Origin of the sequence: Bradyrhizobium sp. 134 (genome assembly GCF_023074155.1) — a bacterium.
Classification (GTDB): Bacteria; Pseudomonadota; Alphaproteobacteria; order Rhizobiales; family Xanthobacteraceae; genus Bradyrhizobium.
On the sequence record NZ_JADPKX010000069.1, the window covers coordinates 323,292 to 350,099 of the forward strand.

Consider the following 26,808-nt stretch of genomic DNA (forward strand, 5'->3'; position numbering starts at 1 on the left):
CATTGCGGGGTCGCGAGGTGGGGGGCGGGTCTCATGCCTGCCGACTGCCTCAGAGCTGCGTTCTCTAAGGCGATTTCGGACCGCAATTCCAGATTCCAGTTTGCCCTCGCCACGCGTGTCGGGTTTGTTGCTGTATGTTTCTCAAATGCAGCTTTCGCGAGGGTTGCGTTCCGGATATGTTCTGGCGTCCCGACGGGACGGAATGGATCGGAAACCGGACATGAGCCGAAGAAGCAGCCGAACGATCAACCTGCCGGCGCCTTACCTGAAGCGGGTCTGGCTCGACCCGTCGCAAGTTCGCGATCGCGAGGCTTATCCGTTTTGCCTGCCCATCTTTCCGGATGATTTCGATCTCAACTTCGACGCCGCCATCACGATCATCGTCGGAGAGAATGGCACCGGGAAGTCGACGATCATCGAAGGGATCGCAGCGCTCGCCGGCTACGACGACGCCGGTGGCGGCAAGGGTTACATGCCGGTCGATCACTCCGAAGCGCGGGAGAAGATGGGTGGCCAACTCTCCAGGGCGCTGCGCGCAAGCTGGCTGCCGAAAATCACGAATGGCTGGTTTTTTCGCGCCGAGAGCTTTTTCTCGGTGGCGCGATATCTCGACAAGGCCGCACGTGATGCCGGGCAGGTCGGCCCCGATTTCCTGTCGCATTCCCACGGCGAAGGATTCCTGCGCTTCTTCGAGGAGCGCTGCCAGCGCCAGGGCATTTTCATCTTCGACGAGCCTGAATCGGCGTTGTCGCCGGCGCGCCAGATCGAATTTCTGAAGCTGCTCCGACGCATGGAGGATTCCCGCATCTGCCAGGTCATCATGGCGACCCATTCGCCGATGCTGATGGCCTATCCCAACGCACAACTGCTTCGGCTCGGGAAATACGGCCTGGAGCCGACGACAGTGGAGCAGACCGATCATTACCGGGTGATGCGGGAGTTCTGTGACGACCCGCGCGGGTTCGTAGAGACGACGCTGGCGGAGTGATCGAGCGGCGTGACCGGCACTCACTGTCTCGGTCGTCATTGCGAGGAGCCCTTGCGACGAAGCAATCCAGAGTCTCTCCGCGGAGGTACTCTGGTCGCTTCGCTGTGCTCGCAATGACGGAGCGAGCAGCATTCGTTGTTCTCCACCAACTCGCTTCTGAATCGTAGACACACCTTCGCCTCCTCGCGGCACATCGCGCCCGAGCTTTGCCGTATTCTTTGCCCTCAAAAATGCCGAGGGCGCAGGGAAGGCCGGGTGCCGGCTGGCACCCACGGTCCACTGTGCGAAGGTTGCGCTACAAGAGGCTGCACAGCGGCATACAGGTGAAGCCCAACACACGGCCTTCCCTGCGCAGTGGTTTTACGGCTTATGTCGTGATCTCCCTGGGGAGCGATGCACTATTGCCCCCGTCGCCTTGCGGATGACTGATGGTGCGGACCCGGTCGGGCCGCCACATCACCGCAACACTTGGCGCACAGACCCCGGGCGCCAGGACCACACGATTTTGCCGTACGCAGGCTGCACCGGTCGTTTGCGCGCCGCCTTCGCTCACGGTTTCCCGCCCTGCAAAGCCCTTCGCGCCGACGCCGCCTGCGTCCACCACGTCCCATCCCGCGTTCGTGACGATCGCGATCCGCCCCTCGGCCCGGGTTGGGATGGCTTTCTATATGATAATCCGAAATGCGGATAAAGAGAAATATTTTTACCTGACGTGATTGACCTGCCATTGGGTGTTTTGCCCGCAGGGCGGCGCAAGGAGTTGTGGGCCTGCGAGGCATCCGCCGTAACGCCGCCATGAACCGGTCTCCCCTCGGCCCCAAAATGCGCTAGGATGATCGGAGCGCGCCTGAAGCCGCGCATGATCAACGAGACGCATGAGGAAACGAGATGAGGGTGACGATTGGACGGCGCACGGTCCTGGCTGCGGTGCTGACTTCCGTGGGCGCGGCGGCTTTGACGGCGGCGTTTGGCCCGGCTTCGACACCGGCCTGGGCCCATGGGCCGACCCGGCAGAAGGTGCGCGAATCCATCGAGATCAATGCTGCCCCGGCCAAGGTGTGGGCCGCGGTCGGCAATTTCCAGGACATGAGCTGGCTGCCGCCGGTCACCAAGACCGAGGGCGAGAAGGGCAACGAGATCGGCGCGACGCGGAAGCTGACGCTGACGGGAGGCGCGACCGTCGAGGAGGAGCTCTACAAGTTCGACTCCGCCGCGATGAGCTATTCCTACCGGATCACCAATGTGGACGTGAAGGTGCTGCCGGTGACCAACTACTCCTCGACGTTGACGGTGACGCCGAGCGCCGACGGCAAGGCCTCGACGCTGGAATGGGCCGGCGCGTTCTACCGCGGCTTTCCCAACAACGATCCGCCGCCGGAGCTGAGCGACGAGGCCGCGGTCAAGGCGGTCAAGGGGCTGTACCAGGCCGGCCTCGAAGCGCTGAAGAAGAAGGTCGAGGGCGGAAGCTGACGGTGCGGGCGCTGGTCCTGGCGGCGCTCGCCGCCAGCCTTTGCCTGGACGGCATCGTGCACGCCTCCGCCGAAGAGGCGTTCGTCACCAACCAGCTCAGCGACAATCTGATGGTCGTGGATCTCGCCACGGCACGCAGCGTCGCGACCATCCCGATCGGCGGCAAGCCGGCCGGCGTCGCCGTCAGCGCGGACGGGCGCTTTGCCTATGTGACGAGCCCGGATGCCAAGGCCGTGACGGTGGTGGACGCGTCAACGCGGCAGGTTGCGGCGCGGATCGAGGTCGGCGGCGGGCCGCTCGGCGTTGCCGTCGCGCCTGATGGCAAGACCGTCTATGTCGCGGACTGGTATGCGGCGGCCGTGCGGGTGATCGACGCGGCGAGCCGCAGCGTCACGGCCAGCATCGCGGTCGGCGCCTCGCCGTCGGGGCTCGCGGTGACGCCGGATGGCAAGCTGCTGCTCTCGGCCGACCGCGACGACGACAGCGTCTCGGTGGTCGACACCGCGACGCGCCAGCGCAGGGCGACCATCAAGGTCGGCACCCGCCCTTTCGGCGTCACCGTCGATGCCGAGGGCAAGCGGGCCTACACCGCCAATGTCGGCTCTGACGACGTCTCCGTGATCGACATCGCCGAAGCGCGCGAGATCGGCCGCGTGCCGGTCGGGATGCGTCCCTATGCGGTGGCGCTGGCGCAGGGCCGCGGCTTCGTCACCGATCAGTATGGCGGCACTGTCAGTGTGTTCGATCTGGCGACCTTGAAGCCGATCAAGCGGATCAACGTTGGCGATTATCCCGAAGGCATTGCCGCGACCGCCGACGGCAAGCGCATCATCGTCGCCTGCTGGGAAAGCAACACGCTCGATATCATCGATGCGGTCGAGCTGAAGGTGATCGGCGAGGTCAAGACCGGCGACGGCCCGCGCGCGTTTGGGGCGTTCTTGCGCAGGACGGAGTAGGGGCGTGTAGCCCGCATGAGCGGAACGACATGCGGGACAGGGCTCTCCTCATCCACCGGCGTTCCCGGATGTCGCTTCGCTCATCCGGGCTACTGCACCGGGGCACAGCGTCCAGACAATCTCATCCATCTGCTCAAACATGTGATCCGGCGCCAGCGCCCGCAGCGCCGCCGGCGCCGCATAACCCCAGCCCACGGCGCCGCAGGCAATCCCCACAGCGCGAGCCGCCTCGATGTCGCGCACCTCGTCGCCGATCGCGATGACCTTGCCCGGCTCCACGCCGGCGCGCCGCATGACGCGGCGAAATTTCGACGGCTTGCCGAACAACGACGCCGCGCAATCGAAATGGGCGAACAGCGCCGCGCAATCGCCGAGCTTCTCGCGCGCATTGGCTTCGCTATCCGACGTCACCAGCGCCAGTTGCACACCGTTACCGGCCAGCGTTTTCAACATCGCCTCGACGCCCGCAAACAACGCAATCTCCGCCGCCGCCTCTCCCTTCAGCCGCCGCGCATGCCGCGCGATCGCCGGCAGCTTCCACAAGGGCACCTCGAGCCGGCTGAGAATCTCGCGCGACGAAGCATTCCGCAGCCCCTCGATATCCTCATCCGCGACGCGGCGGAAGCCGAAGCGATCGGCGACGTCGTTGATGGTGCGCAGGAACCACGGAAAGCTGTCGGCCAGCGTGCCGTCGAGATCGAAGATGGCGAGGGAGTAAGGCATGGAGACGAAGCTACACCGCTAGGCTTTCCACACCGTTTCCTCCGTCCATCCGAGTTGGTCGAATTCGGTGGCCCTGAGCGGCGCCTCTCCCTCGGCGAAGAACTCGTCCAGCTGGGGCGGGGGAACGTGCGTTTCAGACAGCATCGCGTGCGCCTGTCCGCGATGATGAATTTGATGCTGGAACAGATGCATGAGCAGCCGGTCACGACGTTCGGTCTGCACGCGGGTGTCGCGATTGATCCGCACGAGACCGTCGAGAAGCTCGGGCGTCAGTCCATCGCAGGCGGCAATCAAGCGCTTGTCGATCGCGGACTGCGCGGGTTTTAGCGCGGCAAGCGAAATGTGGGGCACTTCGTTCTTCCAAGCCGCCGGTCCCAGCCACCCGCCCTCCAGCGCATCGACATAGAAGAGGTCGATGACATGGATGTGGTTCAGCGTACGCTGCAGGCTCGGAAAGAAGCCGGTTCGTGCGGCTTCGAAGTCGGCCTGAGACAGCGTCGCGCAAGCGGTGAGCAGCCGGTGATTTGCCCAGGCATTATTGTGGGCGAACGCACGATAGGTTTGCACAAGTCCTGCAGGCAAGCTCAGTCTCCCTCAGACAATGTGTCGGCATGCTCTCGCTGCGTAACCTACTCCGCCGCCTCGCTCGCCGCGCGCCGCCGCTTCGGCTTCCGTGCCTTCGCCAGCACCGGCGCCAGGAACTTGCCCGTATAGCTTCTTGGCGCTTTCGCGATGTCTTCCGGAGGGCCCCAGGCGACGATCTCGCCGCCGCCGTCGCCGCCTTCGGGGCCGAGGTCGATGACCCAGTCGGCGGTCTTGATGACTTCGAGATTGTGCTCGATGACGACGACCGTGTTGCCCTGCGCGACCAGCTCGTGCAGCACCTCCAGGAGTTTCTTGACGTCGTGGAAATGCAGGCCGGTGGTCGGCTCGTCCAGGATATAGAGCGTGCGGCCGGTGGCGCGCTTCGACAGCTCCTTGGCCAGCTTGACGCGCTGGGCTTCGCCGCCCGAGAGCGTCGTGGCCTGCTGGCCGACATGGATGTAATCCAGACCGACGCGGTGCAGGGTCTGGAAGGTCTCACGCACGCGCGGGACCGCCTTGAAGAACTCGGCCGCTTCCTCGACCGTCATGTCGAGCACGTCGGCGATGCTCTTGCCCTTGAACAGGACCTCCAGCGTCTCGCGGTTGTAGCGCTTGCCCTTGCAGACGTCGCAGGTGACGTAGACGTCAGGCAAAAAGTGCATCTCGATCTTGATGACGCCGTCGCCCTGGCAGGCCTCGCAACGGCCGCCCTTGACGTTGAAGGAGAAGCGGCCGGGCTCGTAGCCGCGCGCCTTCGATTCCGGCAGGCCTGCGAACCATTCGCGGATCGGCGTGAAGGCGCCGGTATAGGTCGCGGGGTTGGAGCGTGGCGTGCGACCGATCGGCGACTGGTCGATGTCGATGATCTTGTCGATGTGCTCGAGGCCCTCGATGCGGTCGTGCGGTGCGGCGCCTTCGCTGGCATTGTTCAGCTTGCGGGCGATCGCCTTGTACAGCGTGTCGATCAGCAACGTCGACTTGCCGCCGCCGGAGACGCCGGTGACGCAGGTGAACAGGCCGAGCGGAATTTCGGCCGTGACGTTCTTGAGATTGTTGCCGCGCGCGTTGACCACCTTGATGGTGCGGCGATGGTTCGGCGGACGCCGTTCCGGCACCTCGACCTCGAGCTCGCCCGTGAGATATTTGCCGGTCAGCGAGTTGGGGTTGCGCATGATTTCGGCGGGCGTGCCTTCGGCGATGATGTTGCCGCCATGCATGCCGGCGCCGGGGCCGATGTCGAGCACGTGGTCGGCGAGCAGGATCGCGTCCTCGTCGTGCTCGACCACGATTACGGTGTTGCCGAGGTCACGAAGTCGCTTCAGCGTGTCGAGCAGGCGCGCGTTGTCGCGCTGATGCAGGCCGATCGAGGGCTCGTCGAGCACGTAGAGCACGCCTGTTAGCCCCGAGCCGATCTGCGAGGCCAGACGGATGCGCTGGCTCTCGCCGCCGGACAGCGTGCCGGAGGAGCGGGACAGCGTGAGGTAGTTGAGGCCGACGTCGAGCAGGAAGGTGAGGCGCTCGCGGATCTCCTTGAGGATGCGGCCGGCGATCTCGTTCTGCTGGGTGTTCAGCGCCTCCGGAACGGTCTCGAACCACGCGCCGGCGCCCTTTACCGACATCTCGGAGATGTCGCCGATATGCTTGCCGCCGATCTTGACGCAGAGCGCCTCGGGCTTGAGCCGAAAGCCGTGGCACGCCTCGCAGGGCACGTCGTGGAAATACTTCGCCAGCTCCTCGCGCGCCCACTCGCTCTCGGTCTCGCGATAGCGGCGGTTGATGTTGGTGATGACGCCTTCGAACGGCTTCTTGGTGTCGTAGGAACGGACGCCGTCCTCGTAGGAGAACTTGATCTCGTCCTCGCCGGAGCCATGGAGGATCGCGTTCTGCGTCTTCTTGGGCAGATCCTTCCACTTGGTGGTCAGCGTGAACTTGTAGTGCTTGCCGAGCGCAGTCAGCGTCTGAATGTAATAGGGCGACGAGGACTTGGCCCAGGGCGCGATCGCGCCCTTGCCGATGGCAAGTTCCTTGTCGGGGATGACGAGGTCTTCGTCGACATGCTGCTCGACGCCGAGTCCGCCGCAGGCGGGGCAGGCGCCATAGGGATTGTTGAACGAGAACAGCCGGGGCTCGATCTCGGGGATCGTGAAGCCGGAGACCGGGCAGGCGAACTTTTCCGAGAACAGCATGCGCTCGGGTCCGCTCTTGTCGTGGATCTTTGCGGTCTTCTTTTTCTCTTCCGCGGGTGCTGCTGCAGCCGGCGCACCGGCGAATTCGATGACGGCGAGGCCCTCGGCGAGCTTCAGTGCGGTCTCGAAGCTTTCGGCGAGGCGCTGGCCGATGTCGGCGCGCACCACGATGCGGTCGACGACGACGTCGATGTCGTGCGGGAATTTCTTGTCGAGCACAGGGGCTTCCGCGAGCTCGTGGAAGGCGCCGTCGATCTTGACGCGCTGAAAGCCCTTCTTAAGCCATTCGGCGAGCTCTTTGCGGTACTCGCCCTTGCGGCCACGCACGACCGGCGCGAGCAGATAGAGGCGCGAGCCCTCGGGCAGCGCCAGCACGCGGTCGACCATCTGCGAGACGGTCTGGCTCTCGATCGGCAGGCCGGTGGCGGGCGAATAGGGCACGCCGACGCGCGCCCACAGCAGGCGCATGTAGTCGTAGATTTCGGTCACCGTGCCGACGGTGGAGCGCGGGTTCTTCGACGTCGTCTTCTGCTCGATCGAGATCGCCGGCGACAGGCCGTCGATCTGGTCGACGTCAGGCTTCTGCATCATTTCCAGGAACTGGCGGGCATAGGCCGACAGCGATTCGACGTAACGGCGCTGGCCCTCGGCATAGATGGTGTCGAACGCGAGCGAGGATTTGCCGGAGCCTGACAGCCCCGTGAACACCACCAGCTTGTCGCGGGGAATCTCGACGTCGACGTTCTTGAGGTTGTGCTCGCGCGCGCCACGGATCGTTATTGCGCGCAGGTTTGATCCCGCGTTCTGTTGTTGGCGCTTCGCCTTGATCACTTCATCCATCCTGGTGGTCCTCAGGGAATCCAAAAGCGCGCGATCGCGCCAACTGAATAGGCGCGCTTCGCCCGGAACCGGGATCGGCGCCGATGGGTATGTGAGCGAACGTAGGAAGAACGGGGACGGATTTCCAGTGGCGTCTGCGAATCGTCAACCGATTGTTGGCACGCTGGCGGCATCTGGCAGGAGCCAGGGCGGTGGAACTGCGCAGTAACGTGCCCGGCAAACAAAAAGGCCGGCGCGAGGCCGGCCTTTCGTAACACGATGGCGTCGATAGCGAAGATCAGTACTTCGCGACGATCGGGCCCCCGAAGTGATAGTTCACGCCGACCTGCACGGTGTGAAACTCGAGCGTGCCGGTGGGCAGGGCGCCCGAGAAGTAGGTCTCGCCGCCGAGGCTGCGAAAGAGGTACTCGCCCTTGACCGACCACTGCGGAGCGAAGAACGCTTCGACGCCCGCACCGACGGTCCAGCCGGAGTGCCACTTGCTGTCGGAAACGGTCACGCCGAGCGCGCTGATGCTGAGCTTGTTGTCGATCCAGGCGTAACCACCGGTGCCGTAGAACAGGACGTTGTTGACGGCGTAGCCGATGCGGCCGCGCACGGTGCCCATCGCATCGGTCTTCGAGCTGAGGGTGGTGCTGACGAGGCCGAAGCCGGGGACGGCAACGGGGCCGGTGACCGACGCGCTGACGTCAGCCCAGGCACCATCGGCCTCGATGCCGAACACGACATTGCCGGTCTGCCAGTTGTAGCCGGCGGTACCGCCGACGAAGCCGCCCTTCATCTTCGGGTCGGTCGAGGAATTTTCCCAGGCGCCGCCACCGACAACACCGAGGTAGAAGCCGGTCCAGTTGTAGACCGAAGCCATGGCCACCGGAGCCTTGGTGTAGGGGCGCGCCGCGAGATCAGCGGCCGAAGCCGGGGCAGCGAGAGCGAACAAACAGGCCGAAGCCAACAAAACCTTTTTCATTTTCAACTAATCCCAGTCCCAGTTTCTGATTGTGCCTTCCACGATAAGGAAGGGCATCGGACTCACTTGCCCAACTGAAGCCGTACTTACACCATTGAAGCCGCAAGTTGTGTCACTGGAAAGCCACAGCGGCCTGAAAATGGTGCATTTACTGACCTTTGGTTCCCCCATGGGAACAGCAACGAAAAAGGCCGGCGCGAGGCCGGCCTTGCTTTGATGGATGTCAGTTCGATCAGTACCTCGCGATCACCGGACCGCCCCAGCGATAGTTCAGGCGGACGAGGCCCATGTCGACGTCCTGCCGAATCCGGTCGCTGCCGAAGACCCCACCTGGGGGCGTTGTGAAGCCGATCGTGCGATCGCCAAGGAAGATGTGGTCGTACTCAAAGCCCAACGACCAGTTCGGGGCGAAGCCGAACTCCAGACCGGCCCCGACCGTACCACCCCAGCGAGTCTCCCGCGCCGAAGCCAGGAGCGCGCCCGCGCCGGGCGTACCTGTAGCAGCGTAGATGTCGTACTTGTCGCCGACGACGGCGGCGCCGCCCTTCACGTAGAACAGCACGTTGTTCCAGGCGTAACCGACCTGACCGGTGATGAGGCCGAAAGCGTCGATGCGGGAACGGTTGCGATCACCCGTCACCAAAGCGGTACCCGGGAAGAGGGTGCTCACATTGTCGCCCCGGAAGTCGGCCCAGTTGCCTTGGCCTTCGAGACCGAACACCCAATTGGCGGACTGCCAGCGATAGCCGATCTGGCCACCGACGGTGCCCCCCGTCGCATTGTGACAGCCTTCGCCGACCAAAACGCCGGTCGCGGGCGTGACGAAGTCCCAGCACGTGTGGCTTGAGCCACCGCCGCCGTTGATGCCGATATAGAAGCCGCTCCAATCGTAGATGGTGGCAATCGCCGGCGCGGGGGCCTTGGTGTAGGGACGCGCGGCCATATCCGCCGCGCTCGCGGGAGCCGACAGGCCCATCGCCACTGCACCGATTGCACCAACAAGAAGCTTATTCATTGCCAGTCTCCCCAGGTTCGTCCGCTTCTTTCTTCCCCGAAGCGGCTGATCAGGCGCGAGGGCCCATATGAACTAAGTCCGAGGAAACCGTAGCTCTACGGGGCGGCAGAGTCCGTCTCCGAAATGCAACAAGAACGGGGCACTGCGAGTACCCATAACACACTGAATCTTAAGTTCTTTCCCTCGTTCTCGGGAACCTACAAAGGTTCCAACCGCTGCGCGCATTCCCGCACTACATTGGCCGATCGACGCCACATCGATGCGGTGGTTTCGCCAAGAACAAATCTGGAACGAACTGGAGGTCGATGCTATATGTGGGGATAACCGGAGGGGTGACGGACTGATCGTCGTCCGCAAGCGTTCGGCGAGCGTATAGGGTCGCCTCAACGGGCACGGCGGAACGCGGGGAGCGGACCGGCCTTCTTGAATTCAGTGGCATTCGGAGCGGAGAGCGGAGATGGCGGGAAGCGTCAACAAGGTCATTCTGGTTGGAAATCTCGGCAAGGATCCTGAAATCCGCCGCACCCAGGACGGGCGGCCGATCGCCAATCTAAGCGTCGCCACCTCGGAGACGTGGCGCGACAAGGCCACCGGCGAGCGCAAGGAAAAGACCGAGTGGCACCGCGTCGTGATCTTCAATGAAGGGCTCTGCAAGGTCGCCGAACAGTATCTGAAGAAGGGCGCCAAGATTTACGTCGAGGGTGCGCTCCAGACCCGCAAATGGACCGACCAGAGCGGCGTCGAGAAGTACTCGACCGAAGTCGTGCTGCAGGGCTTCAACTCGACCCTGACGATGCTGGACGGTCGTAGCGGTGGTGGGGGAGGCGCCAGCTTCGGCGACGAGCCGGGCGGCGATTTCGGCTCCTCCGGTCCGGTCAGCAGCGCACCGCGCCGTCCCGTTGCCGCTGGCGGCGGTGGCCGCAACAGCGACATGGACGACGATATCCCGTTCTGAGCGATCCCGCTCTGAGAACGCGGGGTCTCAATGCGACGCGCCGGCCGGATGGGCGGCGCTTCTCATCTCGTGTCAGAAAATCCCACTAATCGGCAGGACGGGCTCGGGATTTCCGGGCCCGCTTCATGTTTCGGGTGAGCTCGGATTGCGGCTTGGCAAGCGCGCTGACGGGGCAAGCTCGCCGCGCGTTTTTCGACGCGTGATCGGCGATTTTGCAAGGTCGATACGGGGGCTGTCCAAGACACCGATCGCAAGGGCTTAAGTTGTTGGAAAAATAGGCGGAAAAAGCGCTTCCCAGATCGCCGCGAGGGTGGTTATCAGAGGCTCGATGCGCTATATGATTCCCAGATAAAACCTCACCGGATTTCCCCTTGGCTGACGACGACGACAAGCCCGGCGACCAGCCGGCGCAACCCTCGGATATTCGCCCCGTCTCCATCTTCGAGGAGATGAAGAAGTCCTATCTCGACTACGCCATGAGCGTGATCGTGGCGCGGGCGCTGCCTGACGCCCGCGACGGTCTGAAGCCGGTGCATCGCCGCATCCTGTACTCGATGAACGAGCAGGGGCACACGCCGGACAAGAAGTACGTCAAGTCCGCCCGCGTGGTCGGTGACGTCATCGGTAAATATCATCCGCATGGCGACCAGTCGATCTACGACGCCATGGTCCGGATGGCGCAGGACTTCTCCATGCGCGTGCCGCTGATCGACGGCCAAGGCAATTTCGGATCGGTCGACGGCGATCCCCCGGCTGCCTATCGTTATACCGAAGCCCGATTGACGAAGGTGGCGCTGGCTCTGCTGGCCGACATCGATAAGGACACGGTCGACTTCCAGCCGAACTACGACAACAACGAGACCGAACCGTCGGTCTTGCCGGCCAAGTTCCCCAACCTGCTCGTCAATGGCGCCGGCGGCATCGCGGTCGGCATGGCGACCAACATCCCGCCGCACAATCTGGGCGAGGTCATCGACGCCTGCGTCGCGCTGATCGACAACCCTGCGCTCACCATCGACGAGCTCATCAACATCGTGCCGGGACCGGATTTCCCGACCGGCGGCGTCATCCTCGGACGGCAAGGCATCCGCGCCGCCTATCACCTCGGCCGCGGCTCGGTCATGATGCGCGGCAAGGTCGCGATCGAGACCATCCGCAAGGAGCGCGAGGCGATCATCATCACCGAGATTCCCTACCAGGTGAACAAGGCGACGATGGTCGAGCGCATCGCCGAGCTGGTCAAGGAAAAGAAGATCGAGGGCATCGGCGACCTGCGCGATGAATCCGATCGCGATGGCTACCGAGTCGTCATCGAATTGAAGCGCGACGCCGTGCCGGATGTGGTGCTGAATCAGCTCTACAGGTTCACGCCGCTGCAGACGAGCTTCGGCGTCAACATGGTGGCGCTCGACAGCGGCCGTCCGCGGATCATGCATCTGAAGGACCTGCTGGCGATCTTCGTCGACTTCCGCGAGCGGGTCGTCACGCGGCGCACCAAGTTCCTGCTGGCCAAGGCCCGTGATCGCGCCCATATCCTGGTCGGTCTCGCCATCGCGGTCGCCAATATCGACGAGATGATCCGCGTCATCCGGACCTCGCCCGACCCGACGACCGCGCGCGACACCCTGATGTCGCGCGACTGGCCCGCCCGGGACGTCGAGGACATGCTGACGCTGATCGACGATCCGCGCCACCGCATCAGCGAGAACGGCACGATCCGGCTGTCGATGGAGCAGGCGAGGGCCATTCTCGATTTGCGCCTGCAACGCCTCACCGCACTCGGCCGCGACGAAATCCGCGAGGAGCTCGACAAGCTCGCCGGCGAGATCGCCGACTATCTCGACATCCTGCGCTCGCGCGACCGCGTGCTTGAAATCATCAAGTCCGAACTCGCCGAAGTGAAGGCCGAGTTCGCCACCCCGCGCCGCACCGTCATCATCGAGCAGGAAGGCGAGGTCGAGGACGAGGACCTGATCCAGCGCGAGGACATGGTCGTCACCGTCTCTCACGCCGGCTACGTCAAGCGCGTGCCGCTGTCGGCCTATCGGGCCCAGCGCCGCGGCGGCAAGGGCCGGGCCGGCATGCAGACCCGCGACGAGGATTTTGTCAGCCGGCTGTTCGTGGCGTCCACGCATACTCCGATGCTGTTCTTCTCCTCGCGCGGCCAGGTCTATAAGATCAAGGTCTGGCGCCTGCCGATGGCCGCGCCGAATGCGCGCGGCAAGGCGCTGATCAACATCCTGCCGCTAGAGCAGGGCGAGCGCATCACCACCATCATGCCGCTGCCGGAGGACGAGTCCACCTGGGGCAATCTCGACGTGATGTTCGCCACGACAGGCGGCAACGTCCGGCGCAACAAGCTGTCCGACTTCGTCGATGTCCGCCGCTCCGGCATCATCGCGATGAAACTCGACGACAACGAAGCGATCGTCGACGTGCAGATATGCACCGAGCACGACGACGTGCTTTTGACCGGCGCCGGCGGCCAGTGCATCCGCTTCCCCGTCACCGACGTGCGCGTGTTCACCGGCCGCACCTCGATGGGCGTGCGCGGCATTGCGCTTGCCGAGGGCGACAAGGTGATCTCGCTGGCGATCCTGCGCCACGTCGAGACAACGTCCGACGAGCGCTCGGCGTATCTGAAGATGCGTCGTGCGGTCGCCGGCGAAGCTGCGGCCGAGGAGCCGGCGGCGGACGCCGAGGCCGAAGAGACCTCCGGCAGCTTCCAGCTCGCCCAGGAGCGCTACATCGAGATGTCGGCGGCCGAGCAGGTCGTGCTGACCGTCTCCGTCAACGGCTACGGCAAGCGGACCTCGTCCTACGAGTACCGCACCACGGGCCGGGGCGGCAAAGGCATCGTCGCCATGAGCGTCAACAACCGCAACGGCAATCTGGTCGCATCCTTCCCCGTGGAAGACGCTGATCAAATCATGCTGGTCACCGACAAGGGCCAGCTGATCCGCTGCCCGGTCGAAGGCATCCGCGTCGCCGGCCGCTCGACCCAGGGCGTGATCGTGTTCGACACCGCCGAGGACGAACACGTCGTCTCGGTCGAGCACATCACGGAAGAGGCCGAGAGCGGGAATGGTGCGAACGGAGACGCAAACGGGGAGTGATGCGTCACCCCCGTAGCCCGGATGGAGCACAAGCGAAATCCGGGTTTCTTGCGCCGCGCAGAGAGTCCCGGATTGCGCCTCCGCCTTCGCTCTCAGAGCTACGGCGGACAAGTCGCTCCATCCGGGCTACGAATTGCGCTAAATCTCCAGCTCCGTGCCGAACTCCACCACCTGCTTGGTCGGCACGCCGAAGAACGCGGCTGAGCGTTCGGCGTTGCGCTGCAGAAAGGCGAACATGGTTTCGCGCCAGACCCACATGCCCGGCACGTCCTCGCGCGGGATGATGGTCTCGCGGCCGACGTAATAGGTGATGTCGGAGAGGTCGATGCCGGGCAGCTTGCCGTGGCGGCAGGCCAGGGTCAGTCCTTCGTAGATCGTCGGGTTCTGCATGAAGCCGTAATGCAGGATGACGCGGGTAATGCCGGGAATGATCTCGATCACCTCGGTGCGGTCTTCGTCGGCGATGTGAGGAAGCTCCTCGATCAGCACGGTGACCAGGACGATGCGCTCGTGCAGCACGTGGTTGTGCTTGACGAACTGGGTCAGCGCCAGCGGCACGCCGCGCGGCGCCGACGCCAGGAATACGGCGGTGCCGGGGAGTCTGGCGCTGCACTTGTTGACTGCGGTCTCGATCAGATCCTCCTCGGGCTGGCGCAGCTTCGCGCGTGCCGCTTCGACGAGCTTCACGCCGCTGCGCCAGGTCAGCATCAGGAAGGCGACGAAGGCCGCGAGCATCAATGGAAACCAGCCGCCCTCGAACAGCTTGATCGAATTGGCCGAGAAGAAGATCACGTCGATTGCGAAGAAGAAGCCGTTCACGGCCACCACGAGCCATGGCGAATAGCCCCACTGGATCGCGACCAGGGCAGCGAGCAGCGTGGTGATCGCCATCAACAGCGACACCGCGATGCCGTAGGCGCCGGCCAGCGCCTCCGAGCTGCCGAAGCTCAGCACGGCGCCGAGCGTTGCGGCGGCGAGCAGCCAGTTCACCAACGGCACGTAGATCTGGCCGATCGCTGCGCTCGTGGTGTGACGGATCTGCATGCGCGGCAGGAAGCCGAGCTGGATCGACTGCTGCGTCAGCGAGAACACGCCCGAGATGATGGCCTGCGAGGCGATCACGGTCGCGACCGCCGAGAACGCGACCAGCGGATAGTGCAGGGCGTCGGGGCAGAGCTGGAAGAACGGATTTTCGATCATGGTGGGGTCGGTGATCAGCAGCGCGGCCTGGCCGAAATAGTTCAGCACCAGCGCGGGCAGGCAGATCGCGAACCAGGCCAGGCGGATCGGCAGGCGGCCGAAATGCCCCATGTCGGCATACATGGCTTCGCCGCCAGTCACCGCGAGGAAGGCGGCCCCCAGGATCGCGAAGGAGACATGAAAATCCTGGTGGATCAGGAAGTCGAACGCATAGAGCGGGCTCAGCGCCGCCAGCACCGCCGGCGCCTTGACGATGCCGTGGATGCCGAGCGCTGCCAGCACGAAGAACCAGGCCAGCATCACCGGTCCGAAGATGCGGCCGATGAAGCCGGTGCCCTGCTTCTGCATCATGAACAGTCCGATCAGGATGATGACGGTCACGGGCACCACCACCGGCGCGAGCGAGGGAGCGTCGACCTTCAGACCTTCAATGGCTGACAGCACCGAGATCGCCGGCGTGATCGCGCCGTCGCCGTACAGTAGCGCGGCGCCGACGAGGCCGACGACCAGCAGATGCGCGCGCCAGGTGCCGGGCTGGGCGTTGCGCGCGTGCAGCAGCGCCAGGAGTGCGACGATGCCGCCTTCGCCGCGGTTGTCCGCGCGCAGGATCAACAGCGCATATTTCAGCGAGATGATCAGCAACAGCGCCCAGAGGATCAATGACGCAACGCCCAGAACGGCATCATTCGTCAATGTGCCGCCGTGGGCGGCGGCCTTGGCGGCTTCCTTCAGGGCATAGAGGGGGCTAGTGCCGATATCGCCATAGACCACCCCGAGGGCGCCCATGGTCATGGCAAGCGGCAGTGGATCAGGTTGATGGCCGGAGGCGACTGCGGGCGTACTGGACAATGGCGACCCCTCGATGGGATTGCGCCCGACGGGTCATTCCGGCGGACGCGAGCATCGGGCAGTCTGCGACGGGACGTCGCAAATATCCATGGGTCATCTTTGGGGTTTATCGTTGGGACTTATCGCGAGGATTCCTGACGCGAAACTGACAGACCCCGCTACGGAGTGCGGTTGGCGGTCACGAGACGAGCCTCGCGGATGTTGGCTTTGGTGCCGGCCTGGCGAAGGCACGACGCCTCGAAATTCGGCCAAGCCTGCTGCGAGCAGTCCTTGCCGATGGTGCGGATATCGAGCCGGTCGCTCTTGGCGAGCGGCTGCGGCACGCTCGCCTCGACGGTAGGGGCGAAGCCGGGCAGGAGGGTGAGGGCGGCAGCAACACACGCAGAAATGGCGATCGCCGAAAGAGCTTTGATCATGACAGTCCCCTGTGATGCGACCGCTACGCCCAGTGTGCGGCCCGTCGTTCGTTGGCCGGATTAGTAACCATGGCCAGTTTCCGGACGTCTTCGCGAACGTGGGAAATGGTTTCGTTCGCGCCCCGTTTTGTTTCGTGGCCCCCTCAGGACGAAACAATTCGGCGCATTCCGACATGGTTTTGCGGAAAAACCGCCAGGGAACCGGACCGGCTTGCCGGGCCGGGCCGGGCGCGGTAGGACGTGGCCATGCCGCGCATTGCCTTCTATCCAGGTTCCTTCGACCCCATCACCAACGGCCATCTGGACGTGGTCCGGCACAGCGTGTCGCTGTGCGACAGGCTCGTTGTCGCGATCGGGGTCCATCCCGGCAAGAAGCCGCTGTTCTCGACCGAGGAGCGGCTCAAGATGCTCCACGACGTCTGCGGGCCGGTGGCGGCCCAGGCTGGCTGCGTGCTCGAAGCTGCGACGTTTGACGACCTGTCGGTGACCTCGGCGCGCAAGCACGGGGCGACGATCATGATTCGGGGCCTGCGCGACGGCACCGACCTCGACTACGAGATGCAGCTCGCCGGCATGAACGAGGCCATGGCGCCCGAGGTGCATACGGTCTTCCTGCCGGCTTCTCCCATGGTCCGCCCGATCACCGCCACTTTGGTGCGCCAGATCGCAGCCATGGGCGGGGATGTCTCGGCCTTCGTCCCGCCGCTGGTTGCGGCCCAGCTCAAGGCAAAATTCGCCTGATAACGGCGCGTTTCCTTTCTCATCTCTGATCCGGAGTTGTCATGATCCGAATTCTCGCAGTTCTTGCCGCGGTTCTGTTCGCAGTGCCGGCGTTCGCGCAAACTTTGCCGGCCGGCCTCGACAAGGCCAACGCCATCGTCATCGACTCCACCAAGGGCCGCATCGTCATCAAGCTGAGGCCGGACCTTGCGCCCCAGCACGCCGAGCGCATCAAGCAGCTCGCGCGCGAGGGTTATTACAACAACGTGCCGTTCCACCGCGTCATGGACGGCTTCATGGCGCAGACCGGCGACGGTCAGAACTTCAACGGCACCGGCGGGTCGAAATATCCGAACCTGAAGCAGGAATTCTCCAAGGTGCATTTTGCGCGCGGCATCGTCGGCATGGCCCGGCGCGGCGACAGCGTCGACACCGCCAATTCGCAGTTCTTCATCATGTTCGCCGACGGCGGCAGCCTCGACAACCAGTACACCGTGATCGGCGAGGTCGTGCAGGGCATGGACGTCGTCGACAAGCTGAAGAAGGCGCCTCCCGGATCAAGCGGCGGCACCGTCACCGACCCCGACAAGATGGTGAAGGTGCAGGTCGCTTCCGACATCAAGTAGGAGAGGCGATGGCGCGCTGCGGTGGCAAGCTCCTGTTGGTTGCCGCGGTGCTGCTGCTCGGCGTCCCCGGCGCGGTCGCCGACGACGCACAGGTCAACACCATCCAGGACATCTTCCGGCATCTGCGCACCTGCTGGAAGCCGCCGCCCGCCGCCAAGGCCCGCCCGATCGACATCACCGTCGTCGTGAGCTTTAACCGGGCTGGAAACATTCTGGGCCATCCGAGGATTACCTATGAATCCGCGGAGGCCTCCGACGATGACCGGCTGCAATACCGGATCGCGGTGATGGAGGCATTGCAACGCTGCACGCCGATGCCATTTACCGATGCGATGGCTGGCGCCGCTGCGGGGCGTCCATTCGCGATCCAGTTTCGCAACCGCAAATCTTCACCTGACAGGACTTCACCCCCAACCCAAGAGAGACGAGCATGAGCGCCACCGAAAACACACTGATCCTCGAAACTACGCAGGGCCCCGTCACCATCGAGATGCGGCCTGATCTGGCGCCGGGCCACGTCGCGCGCATCAAGGAACTCGTGCGTGAAGGCTTCTACGACGGCATCGTGTTCCATCGCGTGATCGACGGCTTCATGGCGCAGACCGGCTGCCCGCAGGGCACCGGCACCGGGGGCTCCGGCAAGAAGCTGAAGGCCGAGTTCAACAAGGAGCCGCATGTGCGCGGCACCACCTCGATGGCGCGCGCCGCCAGCCCGGATTCCGGCGACAGCCAGTTCTTTATCGTGTTCGACGACGCCCGCTTCCTCGACAACCAGTACACGGTGTGGGGCAAGGTCACCGAGGGCATGGAGAACGTCGACAAGATCAAGCGCGGCGAGCCCGTGCAGAACCCCGACAAGATCGTCAAGGCGCGAATGGCGGCTGACGCGGAGTAGGCGTTCAACCCTCATCCTGAGGCGCGCGGAACGCGCGTCTCGAAGGATGAAGGCCCCGCTGCTGCAGCCCGGCCTTCATGGTTCGAGACGGCGCTCCGCGCCTCCTCACCATGAGGGTCTGACTGTACGGCCGTGAGCACGCGATGCGCACCGACCTCTTCGATTTCGACCTGCCCGCCGAGCACATCGCATTGCGCCCGGCGAGCCCGCGCGACTCCGCGAAGATGCTGGTTGTCGACCACGGCACGCTGCGCGACCATATCATCGCCGATCTGTCGCAATGGTTGAAGCCGGGCGACCAGCTCGTCGTCAACGACACCAAGGTGATCGCGGCGCAATTGAAAGGCCGTCGCATTGGCCGCGAGACCGAGCCGAAGATCGAGGCAACGCTGATCAAGCGCCTCGACGGTTCGCGCTGGCAGGCACTGGTGAAGCCGGCCAAGAAACTCGCAGCCGGCGACCGCATCCGCTTCGGCAATGAGGGAAAGGTCTGCTTGCTTGGCCATCTCGACGCCGAGGTCGAGGCCAAGGGCGTGGAGGGCGAGGTGACGCTGTCATTTTCGTTCCACGGCCCGACACTGGATCAAGCCATCGCCGATCTCGGCAGCCCGCCGCTGCCGCCCTACATCGCCTCGAAACGTACCCCTGACGATCAGGATCTCGCCGACTACCAGACCATGTTCGCGGCGAATGAGGGCGCCGTTGCCGCGCCGACAGCCGGCCTGCATTTCACGCCGGAGCTGGAGCAGGCGCTGCACACGCGCGGTGTCGGCATCAATCGCGTTACGCTGCATGTCGGGGCAGGGACCTTCCTGCCGGTGAAAGTGGACGACACCGAAGGCCACAAGATGCATGCCGAGTGGGGCTCGCTCTCGGCCGAGACGGCGGAACGACTCAACACCGCGCGCAAGAACGGCGGCCGTATCATCGCGGTTGGCACCACGTCGTTGCGCCTGCTCGAAAGCGCAGCCAGCGAGGACGGCACCATTGAGCCGTTCGCCGCGGAGACGTCGATCTTCATCACTCCCGGCTACCGCTTCCGCGCCGTCGACGTTCTGCTGACCAATTTCCATTTGCCGAAGTCGACACTGTTCATGCTGGTGTCGGCGTTCTCCGGGCTGGAGACGATGCAGCAGGCGTATGCACACGCGATCGCGACCGGCTATCGGTTCTATTCGTATGGCGATGCGTGTCTGTTGTTTCGGGCGCACGACTAATTTTGGCGGAGTAGGGTGGGCAGAGCGAAGCGTGCCCACCATCTTTCGTGGATGCGCGAGGGAAATGGTGGGCACGGCGCTTGCGCGCCTTTGCCCACCCTACGGCACCGTCCGTTACGCCATCACCCGCTGTGGCAACAGCTCCGCGATCTGCACCGCGTTGAGCGCCGCGCCCTTGAGCAGCTGGTCCGCCGCCACGAACATCGAGATCGAATGCCCGGAGGGGTCGCTGAGATCCTTGCGGATGCGGCCGACCAGGACGTCGTCCTGGCCCGAGGCGTCGATGGGCATCGGAAAGTAGTTCTTGGCGCGGTCGTCGACGATCCTGACGCCCGGCGCTCGCGCCATGATGGCGCGGACATGATCCTCGCTGATCGGCTTCTCGCATTCGAATGTGATGGCCTCGCAATGAGCCCGCAGCACCGGCACGCGCACGCAGGTGACGCCGATCGCGATCTTGTCGTCCTCGAAGATCTTGCGGGTTTCGTTGATGACCTTGGTCTCTTCGTCGTTGTAACCGGTGTCAGGGTCGATCGCCGTGTTGTGGTTGAAGAGGTTGAACGCGTAGGGATGCGGCATCACCTTCGGCGTATAAACCTGCCCGTTGAGGTTGGCGCGGGTGGACTCGACCAGCTCGTCCATCGCGGCAGCGCCGGCGCCGGAGGCCGCCTGGTAGGTCGAGATGATCACGCGCTTGATGCGGTTGCTCTGGTGGATCGGCCACAGCGGCACCAGCGCCGTGATGGCGGCGCAGTTCGGGTTGGCGATGATACCCTTGTGGTCGCGGATGCGGTTCGGGTTGATCTCGGGGATCACCAGCGGCACGTTCGGGTCCATGCGGAAGGCGGAGGAGTTGTCGACGACGACGGCTCCGGCCTTGACCGCGATCGGCGCGAACTTCTTCGAAATGCTGCCGCCGGCGGAGAACAGGGCGATGTCGACGCCTTCGAAAGCGCGTTCGGTCAGCTCTTCAATGACCACGTTCTGTCCACGGAACGACACCGTCTTGCCGGCCGAGCGGGCGCTGGCCAACGCCTTGAGCTTGCCGACGCGAAAGCCGCGCTTGTCCATGGTGGCGATGAATTCGGCGCCCACCGCACCGGTGACGCCGACAATCGCGACGACGGGATCGTTACTCACTGTGTCCTCCATTGATTTGAGAATTCAGACAACAAAAAAGCCCCGGACCAACGAGGGCGGGGCTTCGGTAGAGTGATTGCGTTCTAGTCGACGACTACACGCGCACGCCTCCCCGGGCCCCGAAGGCCGTGGTGGTTTTAGTCGCGCGTTTGGTGGTCGTGAACATGGCGGGAGCTTATGCGGGAGAGTCTTGCGCCCGTCAATGGCTTTTCGGCGGGATTGGGGCTGCCGCTATTTGGTCCGGGCGCCCGGCGGTTCGAGGATGACCTCCTTGAGGTTGTCGCCACTGATGACGACGATCGCGAAATTCAGCCGGCCGCTTTCGCGCACCAGCCCGCCGCTGATCGCCTTGCCCGAGGCCGCGCGTTCGGCGACGTGCACGGCATCCGCAAGTCGGTGCTTGATGGCACCGAGCGCTGCGAGGTTGCTGCGATCGTCGAGGTCGAGCTCGGCCAGAGGGAGGGCGGCTTCCCCGCCGACGAGCTCGCCGGTTGCGGCATTGATGGTGTGGCGCCAGATCCGGTCATTGTGCAGGGTCTTCACCCGGTAGACCGGCACGCCGGAGGCTCCGTCGAAACTCACATCCGCCGTGGTGGCACCGGCGTGGCGGGCTTCCGCAATCGCCATGGCCTGGTTGATCGAGATCGACGAGCTGCGGAAGCGCTCGATCTCGCGACTGACCGCTTGGCGATCGGCCTCGGCGTCACCATCTGTGTCGCTGTGAAGCGTGGTCGGCGTGCCCGAGCTCACGATCGCCCGCGCCGGCGCAGCGAGCAGGAGTGCGGACAGGGCGATTGCGAGCAATCCCGAGATCCGTCGTTTGGCCGTCGTCATGCTCGAACCCCTCGGCCAGCGAGTGTGCCGGATGATCGTAAAGAATTTGCGGCCGACCTTGGGCATCGGTCGGCCGCTGAGCGTCGTGACGGGCTGTCCGCCGCGGCGATCGAGGCGGTGCGGACCTCTTTGGGGCTGGTGAAAAAGCGATCCGCATCGCCCTATAATTAAACCATACCGTATCGTTTTGTTTTGGTCAACGGGACGGCCGCGGGATCCCTAGGAAAGATCGCAACCTCACGGAATTGTCAGCGCGAGGGGCGCCGCCGCTGCGTGGTCTTGGCTGCACTCTGGCTGTCGTCCGCAGATCCCAGCGCGCCTGCCAGGAACAGCTTGATCGCAGCGCGCATGCGCTTTTCCGCGACCTTCATCTCCGGCGGCGTTCCAAACGTCGCCAGGCGATGGTTGTGACCGACGACGACGTCGAGAAACACTTCCGCCGCGATGGTGGTGTCGTCGACGTCGAGAGCGCCTTGCGCCACCAGATGGTCGAAGAAGCGCGCCGTGGTGGCGACGGCCTTGAGCCAGCCTTCCTCCTTGCCGAGCTTGGCGATGTCGGGGAAGTTGATGGCCTGCGACGTCATCATGCGGCTGAAGGCGACGGCATCGGGACCGCAGGTGAATGTCAGCATCTCGCGCCCGATCTCGACCAGCCGCTGCTCGACCGAGATGTCCGAGGCGCTGCTGAGCTTCGTCTCGGCAGCCGCGGACAGCGGTGCAAGCCATCGCGCGATCTCACGCCGCAGCACGGCGGCGAACAGGCCGCGCTTGTCGCCGTAACGGGCATAGACGGTGGGCTTGCTCACTCGCGCGGCTTCCGCGACCGCATCGAGCGAGGTGGCGTCAAAGCCGCGATCCAGGAACAGCCGGGTGGCGACCTCGATCAGCCGCTGATCGCGCTCGATCGCGGCGCTTTTCGTCGGCCGGCCGCCGCGTGATTTCGGCACCTCGCGCCGCTGAGCTGCCGGTCTGGTCCTGCTCGCAGTCAATCCCATGCCCAATGATTCCTGCGCAGTCGTGACATCAGTGATGCTCTATAACGCGCAGCAACGGGTGCGTCATGGCCAATCTGGCCGAATGGCCCGCATCGTCAACCGTCTCGGCACGGCCCCGTTCCTCAGCGAGCGCTCACGGAAGCGTCGAAGTCCAGGCCTGGCCCGAAGCCGCCTTCTCATATCCGTACTGATACAGCGCCCGCATATAGGCGGTGTCGAACCCTTCCGAGGGGGCCGCCGGATAATCGCGCGCGATGTAGGAGAGATGGAAGCCCAGGCGGTTGCGCCTGGCAAAATCATAGGTCGAGAAGATGATCGAGCGAGTTTGCGACTGGGTGATCGACGACAGGCTGCGTGAGGCGACGTCGATGGTGCTGTTGGAGACGAGCTCGAAATTGCGTTCGATCTTCTTGTTGACGAGGATGTAGATGTCCAGCTTCGCAGGGCCGGGCAGGCGACTGCCCTGGAAAAGCAGGGCTTCCGGCAGCGTCAGCACCGGCGCCGTTACGCCGCCGTCGACATGCATCTCCTGAAACCTGCGGCCCTCGCCTTCGGCGTCGATCATGATCGGCGGAAACACCAGCGGGATGCTGGCGGAGGCCGCCATCACGTCGCGAAACAGCTTGAGCGCCTCGGGCGTGCCGATCGTGGCGATCTTGCCCATGTCCCAGATCGCGGTGCGCTGGGTGTCGAGATCTGTCGTCACCACCAGCAACTTGCGCCCTTTGGCGTTTTCACGCGCGACCTGCGCCATGATCTCGGGCCCGACATAACGGGCGACGAGCTCGCGCAGCCGCGTGTTGCCGAACAGGCCGGATCCGAACAGCACGCGCATGATGCTGGGATCGCTCAACAGGCTCTCCGCCACGCCGCTGGTGTAGACCTCCTTCAGCGTGTCGTCATATCGCGAGCCGAGAAACGCAAAGGGTGCAATCAGGCCGCCGGTGCTCACGCCCGAGACGACCGAGAAGGTGGGACGGGTTCTGGCCGCGGTCCAGCCGTTGAGCACGCCTACGCCGTAGGCACCATCGGCGCCGCCGCCTGACAGCGCCAGGTAGGACTTGGTCGCGGTGCTGGTGTCCTTCTCGAAGCTGAATCTCGTGATGGGTTCGTCGGCGTAGCGCCGCAGGCCGTCGATATCGAGCACGCGCGATGTGCTGGCTTCAGCGGCCGTATAGGGCGTGCGGGGCAGGGAGGTGCAGGCGCCGAGCGCCAGGCTACACGTCAGGACCAGCCATCCGAACAGGCGGGCGCAGGTCTGCCTTGACCAGCCATGCGAACTGCCGGACGTGTCAGTCGAATTTAAAGGGAAGGGCATTGTCGGTGGCTGGCGATCACGCATCTACCACCGCCGGCAACATCGCCGCGGCAGCTCATCCAGCCCCGAGGATAAAACTACACTGTATCGTTTTGTTCAACAAGCGTAGCAGGCGCAAATTTCCGTGTTCCAAATATTGGTGGCCCTGTCCCAATCCGATGCATAAGCCGGCCGATGCAGCGCCTGGGCGGGTTGATCGGCCCGCTCCGACACGCAATAAGCACCGTCATGAATCGTCCTGACACCGGTCTGCCCAATCATTTCGAACTGCTCGCCATGGATGGCGCCGCGCGCACTGGGCGCCTGACCACGCCGCACGGCGTGGTGCGCACGCCCGCCTTCATGCCGGTCGGTACCGCCGGCGCGATGAAGGGGATGCACTGGCGCGAGGTGCGTGAGGCCGGTGCCGACATCGTGCTCGGCAACACCTATCATCTGATGCTGCGTCCCGGCGCCGAGCGGATCGCAGCACTTGGCGGCTTGCAGACATTCACCGGCTGGAACGGGCCGATGCTGACGGATTCCGGCGGCTTCCAGGTGATGTCGCTGGCGGATTTGCGCAAGGTCAGCGAGCACGCCGTGACGTTCCGTTCGCATATCGACGGTGCCAAGGTCGAGCTGTCGCCGGAGCGCTCGATCGAGGTGCAGCGTTTGCTAGGCTCCGATATCGCGATGCAGATGGACGAATGCGTGCGGCTGCCCGCCGAGCGCGCCGACATCGACCGCGCAATGCAATTGTCGCTGCGCTGGGCCGAGCGAAGCAAGCGCGCCTTCGAGAGCGCGCCCGATGGCTACATGCTGTTTGGCATCGTGCAGGGCGGCGACATACCCCAGCTTCGCCATGCCAGCGCGCAAGGCCTCGTCGAGATCGGTTTCCATGGTTATGCGATTGGCGGCCTTGCCGTCGGTGAGCCGCAAGCCGTGATGCTCGCGATGATCGACGAGACAGCGCCGCTGCTGCCGAGAGAGCGGCCGCGCTATCTGATGGGCGTCGGCACGCCCGACGACATCCTCGAGGCTGTCAAGCGCGGCATCGACATGTTCGACTGCGTGATGCCGACGCGCAATGGCCGGCATGGCGTAGCCTTCACACGCTTCGGCCAGGTGAATTTGCGCAACGCGCGCCACGCCGACGATCCCCGGCCGCTCGACGAAGAGAGTACCTGGCCGTCGGCGCGCACCTACGCGCGCGCCTATTTGCATCATCTCGTCAAGGCGGGCGAGACGCTGGGTGCGATGCTGCTGTCCGAGATCAATATCGCTTACTACCAGTTTCTGATGCAGGGCATCAGGGACGCGGTCGCACAGGGCATGTTCGAAGAGTTCTATCGGCGTACGCGCGAGAACTGGGCGAGGGGCGACATCGCCCCGCGCTAGGTCAGTTGCAGAGGAAACGCTGCTTGACGGAGTGCTTGGTCACGAAGCCGTAGCCGCAATTGTCGCAGGTCCAGAGATAGCTGATCACGTGTTCCGACAGATACGCAGAACCTTCGGCGGCGATCATGGAGTCGGCGCAGACGGGACAGGTCGGCAACTCACTGCAACGCGGAGCGCGGTTCGTTGCGACGGTCGACAACACTTCAGCGACTGCTGACATCGTGGTGACCTCCCAGCTTTGAGACCTAAGTCTAACATAAGCAGAATCAGTTGACGAGGTCGCAACACAAATGCGTTGGTTTTCTGATAATTATTGCTCACGCGATTTTGCGATGCAGCGTATTTAACATGTGCCGCAATCTCGCTTGCGTGTCGCCGCAGGCTGTCTCTAACTGCGCAAGAGCTGCAACAGAAGCACATTCATAGCCACAGGGAGTTCATCATGGATGCTTCGTCCACCACGGGTGCAGCGCACCAACCCGGCCGCGGCCGGATCTATGACTCGATCGTCGATGCTTTTGGCGACACGCCGATCGTGCGTTTGCGCCGGCTTCCTGGCATGCACGGCGTGAACGCGACCATTTTGGCAAAGCTTGAATATTTCAATCCCGCCGCAAGCGTGAAGGATCGCATCGGCGCGGCCATGATCATCGCTATGGAGAAGGCCGGCATCGTCAAGCCCGACACCGTGCTGATCGAACCGACCTCCGGCAATACCGGCATCGCGCTGGCCTTCGTCGCCGCGTCGCGCGGCTATAGGCTCAAGCTGGTCATGCCGGAGTCGATGTCGATCGAACGACGCAAGATGCTGGCTTTTCTGGGCGCCGAGCTGGTGCTGACACCGGCCGCACAAGGCATGAAGGGCGCCATCGCTACGGCCGAAGAGCTGTTGAAGACGACGCCGAATTCGGTGATGCCGCAGCAGTTCAAGAATCTCGCCAATCCCGAGGTGCACCGCCGCACCACCGCGGAGGAGATCTGGAACGACACCGGCGGCAAAGTCGACTTCTTCATCGCCGGCGTCGGCACCGGCGGCACCATCACCGGCGTCGGCCAGGTGCTAAAGCCACGCAAGCCCTCGCTGCGCGTGGTCGCGGTCGAGCCGGAGGAGAGCCCGGTGCTGTCGGGTGGCCAGCATACGCCGCACAAGATCCAGGGCATCGGTGCGGGCTTCGTCCCTGACATCCTCGATCGCTCGGTGATCGACGAGATCGTGAAGATCAACTCCACGACGGCGATTGAGACCTCGCGGGCGCTGGCGCGGCACGAGGGCATTCCGGGCGGCATCTCCTCGGGCGCCGCGATCGCCGCGGCCCTTGAGATCGGCAAGCGACCGGAAGCTGCGGGAAAAACCATCCTGGCTATAGTGCCGTCCTTCTCCGAGCGGTATCTTTCGACGGCTCTGTTTGAGGGAATCTAG

24 protein-coding genes are annotated in these 26,808 nt (G+C 64.2%); 12 read left to right on the forward strand and 12 right to left on the reverse strand.

Translation table 11 applies throughout. From position 1 onward, the window contains the following. Positions 1–220 precede the first annotated feature (220 nt). From IVA75_RS26685 to IVA75_RS26695, 3 genes are all read left to right on the forward strand, one after another. On the forward strand, positions 221–988 hold the full coding sequence (locus IVA75_RS26685) for an AAA family ATPase (RefSeq protein WP_247289776.1): 768 nt from the start codon (positions 221–223) through the stop codon (positions 986–988). 888 nt (positions 989–1,876) lie between these two features. Next, positions 1,877–2,458: an SRPBCC family protein gene (locus tag IVA75_RS26690; RefSeq protein WP_247289778.1), complete on the forward strand. Its 582-nt coding sequence runs from the start codon at positions 1,877–1,879 to the stop codon at positions 2,456–2,458. A 2-nt stretch (positions 2,459–2,460) separates the two neighbouring features. Further along, positions 2,461–3,414: a cytochrome D1 domain-containing protein gene (locus IVA75_RS26695; RefSeq protein WP_247289780.1), complete on the forward strand. Its 954-nt coding sequence runs from the start codon at positions 2,461–2,463 to the stop codon at positions 3,412–3,414. A gap of 48 nt (positions 3,415–3,462) precedes the next feature. On the opposite strand, the gene IVA75_RS26700 is transcribed toward IVA75_RS26695, so the two are convergent. The 5 genes from IVA75_RS26700 to IVA75_RS26720 form a co-directional block, all read right to left on the reverse strand. Further along, positions 3,463–4,137, reverse strand: a complete 675-nt coding sequence (locus tag IVA75_RS26700) for an HAD-IA family hydrolase (protein WP_247289790.1) — start codon at positions 4,135–4,137, stop codon at positions 3,463–3,465. 18 nt (positions 4,138–4,155) lie between these two features. Continuing rightward, positions 4,156–4,719 (reverse strand): DinB family protein, encoded by a 564-nt coding sequence (locus IVA75_RS26705; protein WP_247289792.1) that lies wholly within the window; start codon positions 4,717–4,719, stop codon positions 4,156–4,158. 47 nt (positions 4,720–4,766) lie between these two features. Continuing rightward, positions 4,767–7,748 carry an excinuclease ABC subunit UvrA gene (uvrA, locus tag IVA75_RS26710; RefSeq protein WP_247289795.1) on the reverse strand — a complete coding sequence of 994 codons (2,982 nt, stop codon included), beginning with the start codon at positions 7,746–7,748 and terminating at the stop codon, positions 4,767–4,769. A 277-nt stretch (positions 7,749–8,025) separates the two neighbouring features. After that, positions 8,026–8,715, reverse strand: coding sequence for an outer membrane protein (locus IVA75_RS26715; protein ID WP_027567055.1), 690 nt, complete (start codon positions 8,713–8,715; stop codon positions 8,026–8,028). 232 nt (positions 8,716–8,947) lie between these two features. Beyond that, complete coding sequence (locus IVA75_RS26720) at positions 8,948–9,730, reverse strand: outer membrane beta-barrel protein (protein ID WP_247289797.1); 783 nt, start codon at positions 9,728–9,730, stop codon at positions 8,948–8,950. 457 nt (positions 9,731–10,187) lie between these two features. Here IVA75_RS26720 and IVA75_RS26725 point away from each other — a divergent pair, with 457 nt between their 5' ends. Both IVA75_RS26725 and gyrA read left to right on the forward strand, forming a co-directional pair. Continuing rightward, a complete protein-coding gene (locus IVA75_RS26725) occupies positions 10,188–10,685 on the forward strand; it encodes a single-stranded DNA-binding protein (protein ID WP_247289800.1) in 498 nt (165 codons plus the stop codon). 371 nt (positions 10,686–11,056) lie between these two features. Then, positions 11,057–13,801, forward strand: a complete 2,745-nt coding sequence (gene gyrA, locus IVA75_RS26730) for a DNA gyrase subunit A (RefSeq protein ID WP_027567053.1) — start codon at positions 11,057–11,059, stop codon at positions 13,799–13,801. A 138-nt stretch (positions 13,802–13,939) separates the two neighbouring features. On the opposite strand, the gene IVA75_RS26735 is transcribed toward gyrA, so the two are convergent. Together IVA75_RS26735 and IVA75_RS26740 are read right to left on the reverse strand one after the other, a co-directional pair. Beyond that, the gene (locus IVA75_RS26735) at positions 13,940–15,793 is read right to left on the reverse strand and encodes a KUP/HAK/KT family potassium transporter (RefSeq protein WP_247290006.1); all 1,854 of its coding nucleotides are present in this window, start codon (positions 15,791–15,793) and stop codon (positions 13,940–13,942) included. 215 nt (positions 15,794–16,008) lie between these two features. Further along, positions 16,009–16,266, reverse strand: coding sequence for a hypothetical protein (locus IVA75_RS26740; protein ID WP_247289802.1), 258 nt, complete (start codon positions 16,264–16,266; stop codon positions 16,009–16,011). A gap of 246 nt (positions 16,267–16,512) precedes the next feature. Between IVA75_RS26740 and coaD the strand changes: the two genes are divergently transcribed. The 5 genes from coaD (at position 16,513) to queA (ending at position 19,724) form a co-directional block, all read left to right on the forward strand. Next, positions 16,513–17,007, forward strand: coding sequence for a pantetheine-phosphate adenylyltransferase (gene coaD / locus IVA75_RS26745; RefSeq protein WP_007610644.1), 495 nt, complete (start codon positions 16,513–16,515; stop codon positions 17,005–17,007). 41 nt (positions 17,008–17,048) lie between these two features. Beyond that, on the forward strand, positions 17,049–17,612 hold the full coding sequence (locus IVA75_RS26750) for a peptidylprolyl isomerase (protein ID WP_027567049.1): 564 nt from the start codon (positions 17,049–17,051) through the stop codon (positions 17,610–17,612). Positions 17,613–17,620: 8 nt separating this feature from the next. Further along, on the forward strand, positions 17,621–18,046 hold the full coding sequence (locus tag IVA75_RS26755; RefSeq protein WP_247289804.1) for a hypothetical protein: 426 nt from the start codon (positions 17,621–17,623) through the stop codon (positions 18,044–18,046). Then, on the forward strand, positions 18,043–18,507 hold the full coding sequence (locus tag IVA75_RS26760; RefSeq protein WP_007590736.1) for a peptidylprolyl isomerase: 465 nt from the start codon (positions 18,043–18,045) through the stop codon (positions 18,505–18,507). The genes IVA75_RS26755 and IVA75_RS26760 overlap by 4 nt, the downstream gene beginning before the upstream one ends. 143 nt (positions 18,508–18,650) lie before the next feature. Next, a complete protein-coding gene (queA, locus tag IVA75_RS26765; protein WP_247289806.1) occupies positions 18,651–19,724 on the forward strand; it encodes a tRNA preQ1(34) S-adenosylmethionine ribosyltransferase-isomerase QueA in 1,074 nt (357 codons plus the stop codon). A gap of 114 nt (positions 19,725–19,838) precedes the next feature. Here the strand turns inward: queA and IVA75_RS26770 are convergent, their stop codons facing one another. The 4 genes from IVA75_RS26770 to IVA75_RS26785 form a co-directional block, all read right to left on the reverse strand. After that, complete coding sequence (locus IVA75_RS26770) at positions 19,839–20,876, reverse strand: aspartate-semialdehyde dehydrogenase (RefSeq protein ID WP_247289822.1); 1,038 nt, start codon at positions 20,874–20,876, stop codon at positions 19,839–19,841. A 219-nt stretch (positions 20,877–21,095) separates the two neighbouring features. Next, positions 21,096–21,698 carry a PepSY domain-containing protein gene (locus IVA75_RS26775; RefSeq protein WP_247289825.1) on the reverse strand — a complete coding sequence of 201 codons (603 nt, stop codon included), beginning with the start codon at positions 21,696–21,698 and terminating at the stop codon, positions 21,096–21,098. A 248-nt stretch (positions 21,699–21,946) separates the two neighbouring features. After that, positions 21,947–22,693 (reverse strand): TetR/AcrR family transcriptional regulator, encoded by a 747-nt coding sequence (locus IVA75_RS26780; RefSeq protein ID WP_247289827.1) that lies wholly within the window; start codon positions 22,691–22,693, stop codon positions 21,947–21,949. Between the two features lie 133 nt (positions 22,694–22,826). Beyond that, a complete protein-coding gene (locus IVA75_RS26785) occupies positions 22,827–24,011 on the reverse strand; it encodes a patatin-like phospholipase family protein (RefSeq protein ID WP_247289829.1) in 1,185 nt (394 codons plus the stop codon). 228 nt (positions 24,012–24,239) lie between these two features. Here IVA75_RS26785 and tgt point away from each other — a divergent pair, with 228 nt between their 5' ends. Continuing rightward, the gene (gene tgt, locus IVA75_RS26790; protein WP_247289832.1) at positions 24,240–25,388 is read left to right on the forward strand and encodes a tRNA guanosine(34) transglycosylase Tgt; all 1,149 of its coding nucleotides are present in this window, start codon (positions 24,240–24,242) and stop codon (positions 25,386–25,388) included. Between the two features lies 1 nt (position 25,389). On the opposite strand, the gene IVA75_RS26795 is transcribed toward tgt, so the two are convergent. After that, the gene (locus IVA75_RS26795; protein WP_027567041.1) at positions 25,390–25,608 is read right to left on the reverse strand and encodes a hypothetical protein; all 219 of its coding nucleotides are present in this window, start codon (positions 25,606–25,608) and stop codon (positions 25,390–25,392) included. Between the two features lie 222 nt (positions 25,609–25,830). Here IVA75_RS26795 and cysK point away from each other — a divergent pair, with 222 nt between their 5' ends. Continuing rightward, positions 25,831–26,808 carry a cysteine synthase A gene (gene cysK, locus IVA75_RS26800; RefSeq protein ID WP_247289841.1) on the forward strand — a complete coding sequence of 326 codons (978 nt, stop codon included), beginning with the start codon at positions 25,831–25,833 and terminating at the stop codon, positions 26,806–26,808.

What these genes read in the sequence shown, in the direction of transcription:
- IVA75_RS26685 (WP_247289776.1), top strand. Translation starts at nt 221, where the DNA reads ATGAGCCGAAGAAGCAGCCGAACGATCAACCTGCCGGCGCCTTACCTG.
- IVA75_RS26690 (WP_247289778.1), top strand. Translation starts at nt 1,877, where the DNA reads ATGAGGGTGACGATTGGACGGCGCACGGTCCTGGCTGCGGTGCTGACT.
- IVA75_RS26700 (WP_247289790.1), bottom strand. Translation starts at nt 4,137, where the DNA reads ATGCCTTACTCCCTCGCCATCTTCGATCTCGACGGCACGCTGGCCGAC.
- uvrA (WP_247289795.1), bottom strand. Translation starts at nt 7,748, where the DNA reads ATGGATGAAGTGATCAAGGCGAAGCGCCAACAACAGAACGCGGGATCA.
- IVA75_RS26715 (WP_027567055.1), bottom strand. Translation starts at nt 8,715, where the DNA reads ATGAAAAAGGTTTTGTTGGCTTCGGCCTGTTTGTTCGCTCTCGCTGCC.
- IVA75_RS26720 (WP_247289797.1), bottom strand. Translation starts at nt 9,730, where the DNA reads ATGAATAAGCTTCTTGTTGGTGCAATCGGTGCAGTGGCGATGGGCCTG.
- IVA75_RS26725 (WP_247289800.1), top strand. Translation starts at nt 10,188, where the DNA reads ATGGCGGGAAGCGTCAACAAGGTCATTCTGGTTGGAAATCTCGGCAAG.
- IVA75_RS26735 (WP_247290006.1), bottom strand. Translation starts at nt 15,793, where the DNA reads ATGACCATGGGCGCCCTCGGGGTGGTCTATGGCGATATCGGCACTAGC.
- IVA75_RS26740 (WP_247289802.1), bottom strand. Translation starts at nt 16,266, where the DNA reads ATGATCAAAGCTCTTTCGGCGATCGCCATTTCTGCGTGTGTTGCTGCC.
- coaD (WP_007610644.1), top strand. Translation starts at nt 16,513, where the DNA reads ATGCCGCGCATTGCCTTCTATCCAGGTTCCTTCGACCCCATCACCAAC.
- IVA75_RS26750 (WP_027567049.1), top strand. Translation starts at nt 17,049, where the DNA reads ATGATCCGAATTCTCGCAGTTCTTGCCGCGGTTCTGTTCGCAGTGCCG.
- IVA75_RS26755 (WP_247289804.1), top strand. Translation starts at nt 17,621, where the DNA reads ATGGCGCGCTGCGGTGGCAAGCTCCTGTTGGTTGCCGCGGTGCTGCTG.
- IVA75_RS26760 (WP_007590736.1), top strand. Translation starts at nt 18,043, where the DNA reads ATGAGCGCCACCGAAAACACACTGATCCTCGAAACTACGCAGGGCCCC.
- queA (WP_247289806.1), top strand. Translation starts at nt 18,651, where the DNA reads ATGCGCACCGACCTCTTCGATTTCGACCTGCCCGCCGAGCACATCGCA.
- IVA75_RS26770 (WP_247289822.1), bottom strand. Translation starts at nt 20,876, where the DNA reads ATGGAGGACACAGTGAGTAACGATCCCGTCGTCGCGATTGTCGGCGTC.
- IVA75_RS26775 (WP_247289825.1), bottom strand. Translation starts at nt 21,698, where the DNA reads ATGACGACGGCCAAACGACGGATCTCGGGATTGCTCGCAATCGCCCTG.
- IVA75_RS26780 (WP_247289827.1), bottom strand. Translation starts at nt 22,693, where the DNA reads ATGGGATTGACTGCGAGCAGGACCAGACCGGCAGCTCAGCGGCGCGAG.
- IVA75_RS26785 (WP_247289829.1), bottom strand. Translation starts at nt 24,011, where the DNA reads ATGCCCTTCCCTTTAAATTCGACTGACACGTCCGGCAGTTCGCATGGC.
- tgt (WP_247289832.1), top strand. Translation starts at nt 24,240, where the DNA reads ATGAATCGTCCTGACACCGGTCTGCCCAATCATTTCGAACTGCTCGCC.
- IVA75_RS26795 (WP_027567041.1), bottom strand. Translation starts at nt 25,608, where the DNA reads ATGTCAGCAGTCGCTGAAGTGTTGTCGACCGTCGCAACGAACCGCGCT.
- cysK (WP_247289841.1), top strand. Translation starts at nt 25,831, where the DNA reads ATGGATGCTTCGTCCACCACGGGTGCAGCGCACCAACCCGGCCGCGGC.